The sequence below is a fragment of the Pseudomonas sp. 1121_17 genome, assembly GCF_052850745.1.
Window position 1 is genome coordinate 794,310 of the sequence record NZ_VXCX01000001.1, and the last position, 13,191, is coordinate 807,500.

Here is a 13,191-nt window from a genome sequence, read left to right on the forward strand (position 1 = left end):
TCCTGCTCAGTCTTCCTTGGGTACAGTCCAGAATATCTGCACGCCGCCATCATCCCGGTAGGCAAGGGTGACGTTGTCGTTTTCAGCGATCTCTTCGAGTAGTGTTGCCCAGTCGTCCGGCAACTCGTGCTCCAGCCGAAAGATCAACGCAGACTTGCTGCGCTGGGCGGTAGGGCTGTTTATGATTTTCTGAATGCGCTCGCCCAGTTGTTGGTATGGGCTGGGGGTGGCTTGAGAGGCAGCGGCCATCGGGGGGCGTTCCTTGTTGTGCTGTATGTGCGTACAGTATTTCACTGCAGGCAATTTCGCAACAACCTCGTGAGCCTTGGCCCAGTGACTGTCGCGGGCCATACAGCCCGCGACAGCGGTGAGCAAAGCGTTGCTCGGCTCAGGCAATCAACAGATCAATATTCCCAGAAGATCCGCTGCAGCTCTTTGCTGTCCTGGGTCTTGGTCATTGCGACCATCGCCAGAATTCGTGCCTTTTGCGGGTTCAGGTCATGGGCAACCACCCAGTCGTTCTTGTCATCCGGCTGCTCGGCGTTGCGCAGTACGAAACCGCCCTGGTTTACGTGGGAAGAGCGAATGATCTGCACGCCGTTTTTACGCAGCTCTTGCAGGGCTGGTACCACGCGGGACGATACCGAGCCGTTACCGGTACCGGCATGGATCAGCGCCTTGGCGCCATTTTGCGCCAGAGCCTTGTAGGCGGTGTCGGTGACGTTGCCGTAGCCGTAGGCGATGTCTACGGCAGGCAGGCTACTGATTTGCTTGATGTCGAACTCGGAGTTGGAGGTGTGACGCTTGGCTGGCAGGCGGAACCAGTACGATTTGCCTTCCACGACCATGCCCATCGGGCCCCAGGCGCTCTTGAACGCTTCGGTCTTGATGTTGATCGACTTGCTGACGTCACGGCCGGACTGGATTTCGTCGTTCATGGTCACCAGTACGCCTTTGCCGCGCGATTGCTTGTCGCTGGCGACGGCTACGGCGTTGTAAAGGTTGAGCATGCCGTCAGCCGACATTGCGGTGCCCGGGCGCATCGAACCGACCACTACGATTGGCTTGTCGGTCTTTTCTACCAGGTTGAGGAAGTAGGCGGTTTCTTCCAGGGTGTCGGTGCCGTGGGTGATAACGATACCGTCGACGTCGTTGCTGTCAGCCAGCTCGGCGACGCGTTTGCCCAGCTTGAGCAGGTCGTCGTTGCTGATGCTTTCGGATGCGATCTGCATGACCTGCTCGCCGCGCACATTGGCCAGTTGAGCCAGCTCCGGTACGCCAGCGATCAATTTGTCGATGCCTACCTTGGCAGCCTGATAGGTAGCGCTGTTGGCGGCGCTGGCGCCGGCGCCGGCAATGGTGCCGCCGGTGGCGAGAATCACCACATTGGCGAGCTTTTGTTGCTGCTCGGCTTCTTTGGCAGAAACTGCAGTTGGCAGGATAAGCAGCAGGGCGAGGGCGCCCGGGGCAAATGTCTTCAGTGCGGTTTTCATCGTTATTGTTCTCTCGATCTTCCTGGTGAGATTTATATGTCGCGCAGCTGAGCACGCAGGTTTCATACCAACGCAGCGGCGTGTCTGGGTTGAGCCGCTCCAGGCGGGAGTTCGCTCATATGCTGAGACAAATCCAGCGATGGGATGTATTCGGCTTACCGAACGGATACAGGTAAATTGTTCGGTTTTCCGTGGCTAATCCGCGTAACCTGCCGCTCGCCCCGGTTTGCCAAAACAGCGTCTCAGGCAATTGACAAAATCAGGGCTTGTTTCCATAGTGGCTTAACGCAAACGATTGCGATCCGATAAAAAACACAAGATTCGGAGTCATCTCATGAAACTGCCGTTCCCCGGTCGTCTGCTGTCCCTCGCTATCGTCTCCTCGTTGGCGCTCGCACTCCCCCTGCCAGGTCAGGCTGAAGAAAAACCCAAAGTCGCTCTGGTCATGAAGTCATTGGCCAACGAGTTCTTCCGCACCATGGAAGACGGCGCCAAGGCCTACCAGAAAGAGCACCCTAACGACTTCGACCTGGTAGCCAACGGCATCAAGGACGAGTCCGACACCAGCAACCAGATCCGCATCGTCGAGCAAATGATCGCCACTGGCGCCAACGCGCTGGTGATCGCGCCGGCTGACTCCAAGGCGCTGGTGCCAGTGATCAAGAAAGCCACGGATGCCGGCATCACCGTCATCAACATCGATAACCGTCTCGACCCCGAAGTGCTCAAGAGCAAAAATCTCAGCGTGCCCTTCGTTGGCCCTGACAACCGCAAGGGTGCCAGGCTGGTCGGTGACTATCTGGCCCAGCAAAAGCTCAAGCCAGGTGATCAGGTGGGTATTATCGAAGGCGTCTCCACCACTACCAACGCCCAACAGCGCACGGCTGGTTTCCAGGACGCCATGCAGGCGGCACAGATCAAGGTCGTTTCGGTGCAGTCTGGTAACTGGGAAATCGACAAGGGCAACGCGGTGGCGGCGGCCATGCTCAACGAGTATCCAGAGATCAAAGCGCTGTTGGCCGGCAACGACAGCATGGCGCTTGGGGCTGTCTCGGCTGTGCGTGCCGCAGGCAAGAAAGATCAGGTTCAGGTAGTCGGCTATGACAACATCAACGCCATCACGCCGATGCTCAAAGATGGTCGCGTGCTCGCCACGCTCGATCAGGATGCCAAGAAGCAAGCCGTATATGGCATCCAGGCTGCGCTGCAGATGATCAAGGGCGAAAAAACCGCTGTCGATGCCGACAATGTCATCCAAACCCCGGTTGAATTGATCACCAAGCCGTGATCCAGGCAGGAGACCCGGCCATGTCTGCATCGGCCACGCAAACGGTGCTCGCGGTCAGCGGGCTGGGCAAGAGCTACGCCCAGCCTGTGCTGGCTGACGTCGAGCTGGAGCTGTACGCCGGCGAAGTGCTGGCGCTGACCGGTGAGAACGGCGCCGGCAAAAGCACGCTATCGAAGTTGATCAGCGGCCTGGAAATTCCCACCGTTGGGCACATGAGCTACCTCGGCCAACCTTACAGCCCTGCCAGCCGCAGTGCGGCAGAGGGGCTTGGGGTGCGTATGGTGATGCAGGAGCTGAACCTGCTGCCCACCCTGACGGTTGCCGAGAACCTGTTTCTCGACAACTTGCCCAGCCGTTTCGGCTGGATCAATCACAAGCGTCTGCGCCAGTTGGCGGTCGCCGCTATGGCGCAGGTGGGCCTGGACGCGATTGACCCGGATACCCTGGTTGGTGAGTTGGGTATCGGCCATCAGCAGATGGTCGAGATCGCCCGCAACCTGATTGGAGATTGCCGGGTGCTGATCTTCGACGAGCCTACGGCGATGCTCACTGCCCGCGAGGTCGAGCTGCTGTTTGTTCAGATCGAGCGCCTGCGTCAGCGCGGCGTGGCTATCGTGTACATATCCCATCGGCTTGAAGAGCTGCAGCGTGTGGCCCAGCGCATCGCGGTGCTGCGCGATGGCAAGCTGGTGTGCGCCGAGCCGATCCAACGTTACAACAGTGCCGAGCTGGTCAACCTGATGGTCGGTCGTGACGTGGGCGAGCACATCGACCTGGGCAGGCGCCAGATCGGCCCGCCGCTGCTCAAGGTCGACAAGCTCAGCCGTGCCGGCAAGGTGTGCGAGGTTTCATTCGAGGTGAGGGCAGGGGAGATCTTTGGTATCTCCGGCCTGATCGGCGCCGGCCGTACCGAACTGCTGCGGCTGATCTACGGCGCTGACCGCGCCGACAGCGGCAGCGTTGCCCTTGGTCAGCCGCCGCAGCCGATCAGTGTCGACTCGCCCAAGGCCGCTGTGCGTGCTGGCATTGCATTGATTACCGAGGATCGCAAAGGTGAGGGGCTGCTGCTGACGCAGTCGATCAGCGCCAATATTGCCCTCGGTAACCTGGGCGCCGTGTCCCGTACTGGGGTCATCAACAGCGCTGCCGAAACAGCCTTGGCCGAGCGCCAGATCAGCGCCATGCGCATTCGCAGCGCAAGCCCGGCGCAGGCTGTCAGTGAGTTGTCCGGTGGCAATCAGCAAAAGGTGGTGATTGGCCGCTGGCTCGAGCGCGACTGCCAGGTACTGCTGTTCGACGAGCCGACCCGGGGTATCGACGTTGGCGCCAAGTTCGACATCTATGGCCTGCTTGCCGAGTTGGCGCGCCAGGGCAAGGCGCTGGTGGTTGTTTCAAGTGACCTGCGCGAGCTGATGCTGATCTGCGATCGCATCGGTGTGCTCTCTGCGGGGCGCCTGATCGACACCTTCGAGCGCGATGCCTGGAGCCAGGATCAACTGCTTGCCGCGGCGTTTGCCGGTTATCAACAACGTGATGCTCTGCTGCATGAGGCAGCTCCCAGGATGGACGCATGAACAGCTCTCCCGTCGACACTCCCGCTCGCCGCAGCGGCACCTATCTGGGCCTTGGTACTTACCTGGGGCTGGCCGGCGCATTGCTGGCAATGATTGTGCTGTTCTCGTTTATGAGCAGCCATTTCTGGTCGTACGCAACCTTCAGTACCCTGGCTAACCAGATTCCCGATCTGATGGTGCTGGCAGTAGGCATGACGCTGGTGTTGATCATCGGTGGCATCGACCTGTCGGTGGGCTCGGTGCTGGCCTTGGCAGCCTCGGCAGTCAGCGTGGCAATCCTGGGGTGGGGCTGGAGCGTTTTGCCCGCTGCGCTGTTGGGCATGGCAGTCGCCGCCCTGGCTGGCAGCGTCACTGGCTGCATTACCGTGGCCTGGCGCATTCCATCCTTTATCGTCTCGCTCGGTGTGCTGGAAATGGCCCGTGGCCTGGCCTATCAGTTCACTGATTCGCGCACGGCCTATATCGGCGATGCCTACGCCTGGTTTTCCAATCCAGTAGCATTTGGCATCTCGCCAGCCTTCATCATTGCCTTGCTGGTCATCGTCGTTGCCCACCTTGTACTGACACGCACGGTGTTCGGCCGCTACCTGATCGGCATTGGTACCAATGAAGAAGCTGTACGCTTGGCCGGGATCGACCCGCGGCCGTACAAGATCATGGTGTTCACCCTGATGGGCCTACTCGCCGGCCTCGCCGCGCTGTTCCAGATTTCTCGTCTGGAGGCCGCCGACCCGAACGCCGGTGCTGGCCTTGAACTGCAGGTAATTGCCGCCGTGGTGATCGGCGGTACCAGCCTGATGGGCGGGCGTGGCTCAGTTATCAGTACATTCTTCGGGGTGCTGATCATTTCGGTGCTGGCCGCCGGGCTGGCTCAGATCGGCGCTTCCGAACCAACCAAACGCATTATCACCGGGGCGGTCATTGTGATCGCCGTGGTGCTCGACACTTATCGCAGCCGGCGCGCGAGCCGGCGGAACTGAAACCATGGCAACCATCAAAGATGTCGCGGCAATGGCGGGGATTTCCTACACCACCGTTTCCCATGTGCTGAACAAGACCCGTCCGGTCAGCGAGCAGGTGCGCCTGAAGGTCGAGGCGGCCATCGCCGAACTCGACTACGTGCCCAGTGCCGTAGCCCGCTCGCTCAAGGCCCGCAGTACCGCCACTATCGGCCTGTTGGTGCCTAGCAGTGTCAACCCGTACTTTGCCGAGCTGGCCCGGGGCATTGAGGATGGCTGCGAGCGTAATGGCTACTGCGTGATCCTGTGCAACTCCGACGACAATCCGCAAAAGCAGCGCAGCTACCTGCGCGTACTGCTGGAAAAGCGCATTGATGGCCTGGTGGTAGCGTCAGTCGGTGAAGACAGTGACTTGCTGCAGAGCCTGGCCTGTGTGCGCACGCCGATGGTCATCGTCGACCGCGCGCTGGAGGGCGTTGATGCCGACCTGGTGCGGATCGACCACGAACAAGGCGCTTACCTCGCCACCCGTCACCTGCTCGAGCTCGGCCACCGCGACATCGCCTGTATTGGCGGGCCAGCCGAGACCGGGGTCAGCCAGTTGCGCGTGGCCGGTTTTCACCGGGCTATGGCCGAGGCGCAGGCTGAGATCAGCGCAGCACGTGTGTTGCACTGTGATTTCACCAGCCCAGGCGGCCACGCTGCTGCGGCGCAGTTGCTCGACGGCCAGCGGCCCACGGCGATTTTTGCCGGCAACGACATGATCGGCTTTGGCGTCCTGCGCGCGGCCGCCGAGCGCAATATCAGCGTGCCGGCCGAGCTATCGGTGATCGGTTTCGATGACATCGAGCTCAGCCGCTACGTATACCCGCCGCTGACCACCGTAGGCCAGTCGATTCGCGAGCTGGGCGAGAGTGCTGCCGAATTGCTGCTGTCGCGCATCGCCAGGCCGCGGCACGACGCCCCGGCCGAGCAGCGCATCATCGCCCCGCGCATCATCATGCGCGAATCTACCGGGCCACGCCCGGACCTGTTCAATGATTACCGCTAAGGACGTCCCATGCATGCCAAGGTAGTAGTGGTCGGCAGCCTCAACATGGACTTGGTGGCCCGCGCCGAGCGCTTGCCGCGAGCCGGCGAGACGCTGACCGGCGACGGTTTTTTCACGGTGCCCGGCGGCAAGGGCGCCAACCAGACGGTGGCCGTGGCGCGCCTTGGCGCCAGCGTGGCCATGATCGGCAATGTCGGTGATGACGCCTATGGCCCGCAGCTGCTACAAGCGCTGCAGGTCGAAGGCGTTGATTGCCAGGCAGTGGCTAGCTGCGCGGGTGTTTCCAGCGGAGTGGCGCTGATCGTGGTGGACGCTGCCAGCCAGAACGCAATTGTGGTGATCCCCGGTGCCAACGGCCTGCTCAGCGCCGAGTCGGTGCAGCGCGCTGACAGCTTGTTGCAGGCCGCTGATATCGTTATCTGCCAACTGGAAGTGCCCCAGGCAACAGTCGCCTGGACCTTGGTCCGAGCCCGTGAGTTGGGCAAGACGGTGATTCTCAATCCTGCCCCCGCTACCGGCCCGCTGCCGGCAGACTGGTTTACCAACATCGACTACCTCGCGCCCAACGAAAGCGAGGCCCAGGCTTTGACCGGCATTACGGTGAGCGACCAGGACAGCGCCCGCCGCGCTGCCGAGCAGTTGCTCGCGTTCGGGGTCGGCAAAGTGATCGTGACCCTCGGTAGCGAGGGCGCTTTGCTGGTGAGCGCGCAAGGCTGCCAGCACTATCCGGCAACGCCGGTCAAAGCGCTCGACACGACCGCGGCCGGTGACACCTTTATCGGTGGCTTTGCCGCTGGCTTGGCGCGTGGGCTGAGTGAGGCTGAGGCGATCACTCTCGGTCAGCGCGCGGCCGCCATATCGGTCACTCGTGCGGGAGCGCAGCCCTCGATTCCCTATCTGACGGAGCTGCAGCCATGAAAAAGACCGCACTGCTCAATATTGCTCTGTCGCGCACGATTGCCGGCCTGGGTCATGGCGACATCGTGGTGATCGGTGATGCCGGCTTGCCGGTGCCGGCTGGCGTGGAATTGATCGACCTGGCCATTACCTCGGGCTTGCCGGACTTTGCCAGTGTACTGCGGGTGGTGCTGAGCGAAATGCAGGTCGAACGGCATGTCTTGGCGGCCGAGCTGTTCGAGGTCGCGCCACCGGCGTTGGCTGAAATCCAGCAGCTCAGCGCGCTGGGCTTGCTCGGCGTTCGCCAGCAGATGCCGCACAGTGAGTTCAAGCTGCTGAGTCGTCAGGCCAAGGTCATTGTGCGCACCGGGGAGTGCAAGCCATTCAGCAATATCGCACTGGTCGCTGGCGTCACGTTTTGACCTGTTGGCTTCGATCCGCCGTGGCGTGGCCTGAATTTGCAAACTGTTGGCGCAGGAGTGCCTTATGTTGAAGAAACTGCTGCAAGGAGCCGCCCTCATGGCCGCTGTAACCACCTCGATGCTGCACGCCGCCCCGCACGAGTTGATCATCGACACCGACCCTGGTGCCGATGACCTGGTGGCGCTGTTTTTGGCTATGGCTTCACCCGGGGAGCTGAACATTCGCGCGATCACCACGGTTGCCGGCAACGTGCGCCTAGAGAAAACCGCCCGCAACGCGCGTCTGGCCCGTGAATGGGCTGGGCGCGAAGACATACCGGTCTACGCCGGTGCTGGGCGACCTTTGGTGCGCGTGCCCATCTACGCCGCTGAGGTTCACGGCGAGGAGGGCATTACCGGCGTGCAGGTGCATGAGCCAAAGCAAGGCTTGGCCGCGGGCAATGCGGTGCAGTATCTGGTCGATACCCTGAGCGCAGCCAAGCCGCACAGCATCACCATCGCCATGCTTGGGCCTCAGACCAACCTGGCCTTGGCGCTGATCCAGCAGCCAGGAATCGCCCAAGGCATCAAGGAAGTCGTGGTTATGGGCGGCGCCCACTTCAATGGCGGAAACATCACGCCAGTCGCTGAATTCAATCTGTACGCGGACCCGCATGCCGCTGAGGTGGTGTTGGCCAGTGGCGTCAAGCTCACCTACTTGCCTCTGGATGTCACCCACAAGCTGCTGACCAGCGATACTCGGCTCAAGCAGTTGAGCTCGGTCAACAACCGCGCCAGCAAGCAGGTCGTGGACATCCTCAATGCCTACATTCAGCATGACATGCAGCTCTACGGCATGCCCGGCGGGCCGGTACATGATGCGAGCGTCATTGCTTATCTGCTCAAACCAGAGATGTTCAGCGGGCGGCAGGTCCACATGAGTGTCGACAGTCGCGAAGGCCCGACCTTCGGTCAGACCGTTGCCGACTGGTATGGCGTGCTCAAGCAGCCCGCCAATGTCATGTGGGTAGAGGAAGGAGATGCCCAGGGCTTGTTCGATCTGCTCAGCGAGCGGCTGGCTCGATTGCCATAGCTGCCGCCTGGGGCGCGTAGCGCTCCAGCACTTGCTCTATAAAGCTGCGGGAGCCTTCGTTGCCGAGTTCGTGTACCAGCAGGTCCACGGCAATCAGCATAAGCTCCTCGGCGGTGCCTGGTGCGTACGAGCGATGGCCCGCGGGTAAGTGGACCTGGATGTCGGCATCGATGCTGAGGCTGCGCATTGGAAATTTCTCGTTGGTTCGGACTATAGATCGAACACCGGGCCCTGGCGTTCGTAGGGAGGCATGCTGCACTCCACTTATTGCAGTAAATCATGCCTTTGCGTCAAGAGCCCTGCGACTTAGGCATAACAGTCCGTGCGCGACAAACTATTTATTCGGTGCAAAACCTGGTGACGATTGCTGTTTCCCCTCGCGGGCGCGAGTCAGGCACACTTGGGCGTTTTGCAACGAATATTGCGCACTACTGTCGCATATAGCAGTTCCCATGATGATTAGGAGGATTCATGTTCCGTACCCGTGCTTCTCTGGCAACCGTGCTGGTAGCTGTTGCGCTGGCTGGTTGCAGCACTGGCAGCGCGCCGGACGGTGACAGCAGTGCACCGGCAGCCTCGGCTGGCACCGATGGCCGCTGTAACGCCAGCGGCGCTGACTTCACCGTAGGCAAACCGGGCACGCCCGAGCTGCTTGAGCAGGCGCGTAAAGCCAGCGGCTCGCAAATGGCCCGCATCCTCAAGCCGCACGATATGGTCACCCTGGAGTACCGCTCCGAGCGGCTCAACCTCAATGTTGACGAGCAGGGTAACGTCGTCCGCGTCAACTGCGGCTGATTTGCTCTTTAATGGTCGCTGGCGCCATGGGCGGCGGCGACCAATCTGTAGAATTCAGGCATAAAAAAACCCGCCACGAGGGCGGGTTTTTTTACAGCATCCGAATTACTCCGGACGAACCTGTGCAGCCTGCATACCCTTCTGGCCTTTTTCGGCAACGAAGGAAACAGTCTGGCCTTCTTTCAGGCTCTTGAAGCCGTCGGATTCGATGGCTTTGAAGTGTACGAACAGGTCGTCGCCGCCGCCTTGAGGAGTGATGAAGCCGAAGCCTTTTTCATCGTTGAACCACTTGACGGTGCCGGTTTGGCGATTGGACATGGGGTGAATCTCCAGAAACGTAATTTTTTATCGGTGCAGATGTAGCCGAAGCTGCGTGCGCCAGGTACATCATAGTCTAATTCTGCGCGTGTCGCGCCTTTTAACTGCGAAGAAAACTGATACAGCGCAAATAAAGGCTCGGAAGCCCGCTGTTAGGCGGTCAACCTTTCGTCGTGCACGCCTGTTTTACCACAGTTTGAGCCTTTTGCATCAATTTCGCGTCAACACCGTCCTTGCTGTCGAGGTCTTCGATCTCCGCCTTGCTGAAATTCTTCTCGATTGCCTGGGCACCACACTTGCAGTGGGTGTCGGCATCCTTGGCGCTGACGCCTTGCTGGGTGGCCACCTGCACGCATTGCTGCATGTAGGCGTCTTTCTTGCCGGCTGGCCAGTCGGCTTGGGCCGCCATGGGCAGCAGCAGTGCCCCCGCGGCGGTCAGGGCCAGAAGAGACTGAAGTCGCATAACCAGACACTCCCTTGATATAGGTCTGATGAAAATCGGATGCATCAGCAAATCTGATAGGCATTTTTACTCACAGTTCACCGGATTTACGCATTTACCAAATATTCGTGCCTGGCCGCTAACCTGCGTGCTAGCATGCTCGGCTTGCAGTTGCCCAGAGGCAGCCAGCAGCTATCTTTCTATTTCCAGTCACTCTGGTTCGCCCCTGACAAGCCGAAAGGCTTCTGCCACTGTGAGGCAGGCTTCCTCTATTTAAGGAAGGCAGGTCGGATCTTGTACTGGCTCATCCCAACCCACGTGACCTTTGGTAGGGGTCACCACTAGGAGAGGAGGCGCCATGCCCACCATTACTCTTCCCGATGGCAGTCAACGTTCGTTCGATCACGCTGTATCCGTAGCCGAAGTCGCCGCCTCGATTGGCGCTGGCCTGGCCAAGGCCACCCTGGCCGGTAAAGTCGACGGCAAGCTGGTCGATGCCTGCGACCTGATCGAACACGACGCCACCCTGCAGATCATCACCCCTAAAGATGAAGAGGGGCTGGAAATCATCCGTCACTCGTGCGCCCACCTGGTCGGCCACGCAGTCAAGCAGCTGTACCCGACCGCCAAGATGGTAATCGGCCCGGTCATTGATGACGGCTTCTATTACGATATCGCCTACGAGCGCCCCTTCACCCCTGATGACCTCGCTGCCATCGAAAAGCGCATGCAGCAGCTGATCGAGAAAGACTACGACGTCATCAAGAAGGTCACCCCGCGCGCCGAAGTCATCGACGTGTTCCAGGCCCGTGGCGAAGACTACAAGCTGCGCCTTGTTGAGGACATGCCGGATGAGCAGGCCATGGGTCTGTACCATCACGAAGAATACGTCGACATGTGCCGCGGTCCGCACGTGCCCAATACCCGCTTCCTCAAATCGTTCAAGCTGACCAAGCTGTCCGGTGCCTACTGGCGCGGCGACGCAAAGAACGAGCAGCTGCAGCGCGTGTACGGCACCGCCTGGGCTGACAAGAAGCAGCTGGCTGCCTACATTCAGCGCATCGAAGAAGCCGAGAAACGCGATCACCGCAAGATCGGCAAGCAACTCGACCTGTTCCACCTGCAGGAAGAAGCGCCGGGCATGGTCTTCTGGCATCCGAACGGCTGGACTGTTTATCAGGTGCTCGAGCAGTACATGCGTACTGTGCAGCGTCAGAACGGTTACCTTGAGATCAAGACCCCGCAAGTGGTCGATCGAATCCTCTGGGAGCGTTCCGGTCACTGGTCCAACTACGCCGAAAACATGTTCACCACATCGTCGGAAAGCCGTGATTACGCGGTCAAGCCGATGAACTGCCCGTGCCACGTGCAGGTGTTCAACCAAGGTCTGAAGTCGTACCGCGACCTGCCACTGCGTTTGGCCGAGTTCGGTGCATGCCACCGTAACGAGCCATCCGGTGCGTTGCACGGCATCATGCGTGTGCGTGGTTTCGTTCAGGATGATGCGCACATCTTCTGCACCGAAGATCAGGTCAAGAAAGAAGCGGCCGACTTCATCAAGCTGACCCTCGATGTCTATAGAGACTTCGGTTTCGTCGACGTCGCCATGAAGCTGTCGACCCGTCCGGCCAAACGTGTCGGTTCGGACGAGCTGTGGGATCGCGCCGAAGGCGCCCTGGCTGATGCACTCAATGAATCCGGCCTGGAGTGGGAATATCAGCCGGGCGAGGGCGCCTTCTACGGCCCGAAAATCGAGTTCACCCTGCGTGACTGCCTCGGCCGTAACTGGCAGTGTGGTACCCTGCAGTACGATCCGAACCTGCCTGAGCGTCTGGACGCCAGCTACATTGCCGAAGATAACGCGCGCAAGCGCCCGGTAATGCTGCACCGCGCCATCCTCGGTTCGTTCGAACGCTTCATCGGTATGCTGATCGAGCACTACGCTGGCGTATTCCCGGCTTGGCTGGCGCCAACCCAGGCAGTGATCATGAACATCACTGACAAGCAGGCCGATTTTGCCCTTCAGGTTGAAAAAAATCTGACCGATAGCGGTTTTCGTGCCAAGTCTGACTTGAGAAATGAGAAGATCGGCTTTAAAATCCGCGAGCATACTTTGCTCAAGGTCCCGTACCTTTTGGTTATAGGGGACCGTGAAGTCGAAACGCAAACCGTCGCTGTGCGTACTCGCGAAGGCGCAGACCTGGGCTCCATGCCCGTCGCCCAATTCGCCGAGTTCCTTGCGCATGCGGTTTCCCGGCGTGGTCGCCAAGAATCGGAGTAATGATTATTAAGCGTGATATGAGAAACGATAAACGAGCTGCACCGAAGGCCCCGATCAACGAGAATATCTCTGCACGCGAGGTTCGGTTAATTGGTGCTGACGGTGAACAGTTGGGCATCGTCTCGATCGAAGAAGCGCTTCGTATCGCTGAAGAAGCGAAGCTGGATCTGGTAGAGATTTCTGCTGACGCCGTACCTCCTGTCTGTAAAGTCATGGACTACGGCAAAAGCCTGTTCGAGAAGAAGAAGCAACAGGCTGCAGCCAAGAAAAACCAGAAGATCATCCAGATCAAAGAAATCAAGTTTCGTCCAGGGACGGAGGAAGGGGATTACCAGGTAAAACTACGCAACCTGGTACGTTTCCTAAGTGATGGGGACAAGACCAAGATCTCTCTGAGATTCCGTGGTCGTGAGATGGCCCACCAGGAGCTGGGTATGGAACTGCTGAAGCGGATCGAAGCTGATCTCGCCGAATACGGGACCGTCGAACAGCATCCGAAGATGGAAGGACGCCAACTTTTGATGGTCATCGCCCCCAAGAAAAAGAAATAACCACCAGGGCACGGCAGGCCTTGCGGTTATGTTTATCCACCCCAATGC

15 protein-coding genes are annotated in these 13,191 nt (G+C 59.7%); 10 read left to right on the plus strand and 5 right to left on the minus strand.

Annotation, left to right across the window (positions count from 1 at the left end):
- Positions 1 to 6: 6 nt before the first annotated feature.
- Both FW789_RS03865 and FW789_RS03870 read right to left on the minus strand, forming a co-directional pair.
- Positions 7 to 249 carry a DUF1654 domain-containing protein gene (locus tag FW789_RS03865; protein ID WP_101320644.1) on the minus strand — a complete coding sequence of 81 codons (243 nt, stop codon included), beginning with the start codon at positions 247 to 249 and terminating at the stop codon, positions 7 to 9.
- Between the two features lie 155 nt (positions 250 to 404).
- Entirely contained in the window at positions 405 to 1,493 is a 1,089-nt protein-coding gene (locus FW789_RS03870; RefSeq protein WP_101320642.1) for an asparaginase, read from the minus strand.
- Between the two features lie 334 nt (positions 1,494 to 1,827).
- On the opposite strand from FW789_RS03870, the gene FW789_RS03875 reads away from it, so the two are divergent.
- From FW789_RS03875 to FW789_RS03905, 7 genes are all read left to right on the plus strand, one after another.
- Positions 1,828 to 2,781 carry a substrate-binding domain-containing protein gene (locus FW789_RS03875; RefSeq protein ID WP_446430954.1) on the plus strand — a complete coding sequence of 318 codons (954 nt, stop codon included), beginning with the start codon at positions 1,828 to 1,830 and terminating at the stop codon, positions 2,779 to 2,781.
- A gap of 20 nt (positions 2,782 to 2,801) precedes the next feature.
- On the plus strand, positions 2,802 to 4,355 hold the full coding sequence (locus FW789_RS03880; protein WP_446430955.1) for a sugar ABC transporter ATP-binding protein: 1,554 nt from the start codon (positions 2,802 to 2,804) through the stop codon (positions 4,353 to 4,355).
- Positions 4,352 to 5,335, plus strand: coding sequence for an ABC transporter permease (locus FW789_RS03885; RefSeq protein WP_101320636.1), 984 nt, complete (start codon positions 4,352 to 4,354; stop codon positions 5,333 to 5,335). Before FW789_RS03880 ends, FW789_RS03885 begins: the two co-directional genes overlap by 4 nt.
- Before the next feature lie 4 nt (positions 5,336 to 5,339).
- Positions 5,340 to 6,365: a LacI family DNA-binding transcriptional regulator gene (locus FW789_RS03890; RefSeq protein ID WP_103437801.1), complete on the plus strand. Its 1,026-nt coding sequence runs from the start codon at positions 5,340 to 5,342 to the stop codon at positions 6,363 to 6,365.
- Between the two features lie 9 nt (positions 6,366 to 6,374).
- Positions 6,375 to 7,283 carry a ribokinase gene (gene rbsK, locus FW789_RS03895; protein WP_103437800.1) on the plus strand — a complete coding sequence of 303 codons (909 nt, stop codon included), beginning with the start codon at positions 6,375 to 6,377 and terminating at the stop codon, positions 7,281 to 7,283.
- The gene (gene rbsD / locus FW789_RS03900) at positions 7,280 to 7,684 is read left to right on the plus strand and encodes a D-ribose pyranase (protein WP_186699040.1); all 405 of its coding nucleotides are present in this window, start codon (positions 7,280 to 7,282) and stop codon (positions 7,682 to 7,684) included. Before rbsK ends, rbsD begins: the two co-directional genes overlap by 4 nt.
- 64 nt (positions 7,685 to 7,748) lie before the next feature.
- Positions 7,749 to 8,756, plus strand: coding sequence for a nucleoside hydrolase (locus FW789_RS03905; RefSeq protein ID WP_446430956.1), 1,008 nt, complete (start codon positions 7,749 to 7,751; stop codon positions 8,754 to 8,756).
- Here the strand turns inward: FW789_RS03905 and FW789_RS03910 are convergent.
- Entirely contained in the window at positions 8,728 to 8,943 is a 216-nt protein-coding gene (locus FW789_RS03910) for a hypothetical protein (protein ID WP_101320626.1), read from the minus strand. The two genes, FW789_RS03905 and FW789_RS03910, sit on opposite strands and share 29 nt — an antisense overlap.
- A gap of 284 nt (positions 8,944 to 9,227) precedes the next feature.
- On the opposite strand from FW789_RS03910, the gene FW789_RS03915 reads away from it, so the two are divergent.
- Complete coding sequence (locus FW789_RS03915; RefSeq protein WP_411562931.1) at positions 9,228 to 9,551, plus strand: I78 family peptidase inhibitor; 324 nt, start codon at positions 9,228 to 9,230, stop codon at positions 9,549 to 9,551.
- Positions 9,552 to 9,656: 105 nt separating this feature from the next.
- Here FW789_RS03915 and FW789_RS03920 read toward each other — a convergent pair whose 3' ends face one another.
- Positions 9,657 to 9,869 (minus strand): cold-shock protein, encoded by a 213-nt coding sequence (locus FW789_RS03920; protein WP_003179963.1) that lies wholly within the window; start codon positions 9,867 to 9,869, stop codon positions 9,657 to 9,659.
- Positions 9,870 to 10,029: 160 nt separating this feature from the next.
- Complete coding sequence (locus FW789_RS03925) at positions 10,030 to 10,332, minus strand: hypothetical protein (protein WP_101320622.1); 303 nt, start codon at positions 10,330 to 10,332, stop codon at positions 10,030 to 10,032.
- Positions 10,333 to 10,669: 337 nt separating this feature from the next.
- Here FW789_RS03925 and thrS point away from each other — a divergent pair, with 337 nt between their 5' ends.
- Together thrS and infC are read left to right on the plus strand one after the other, a co-directional pair.
- Complete coding sequence (gene thrS, locus FW789_RS03930; protein ID WP_207073115.1) at positions 10,670 to 12,592, plus strand: threonine--tRNA ligase; 1,923 nt, start codon at positions 10,670 to 10,672, stop codon at positions 12,590 to 12,592.
- Complete coding sequence (gene infC, locus FW789_RS03935) at positions 12,592 to 13,143, plus strand: translation initiation factor IF-3 (protein WP_178080772.1); 552 nt, start codon at positions 12,592 to 12,594, stop codon at positions 13,141 to 13,143. The genes thrS and infC overlap by 1 nt, the downstream gene beginning before the upstream one ends.
- Positions 13,144 to 13,191 lie beyond the last annotated feature (48 nt).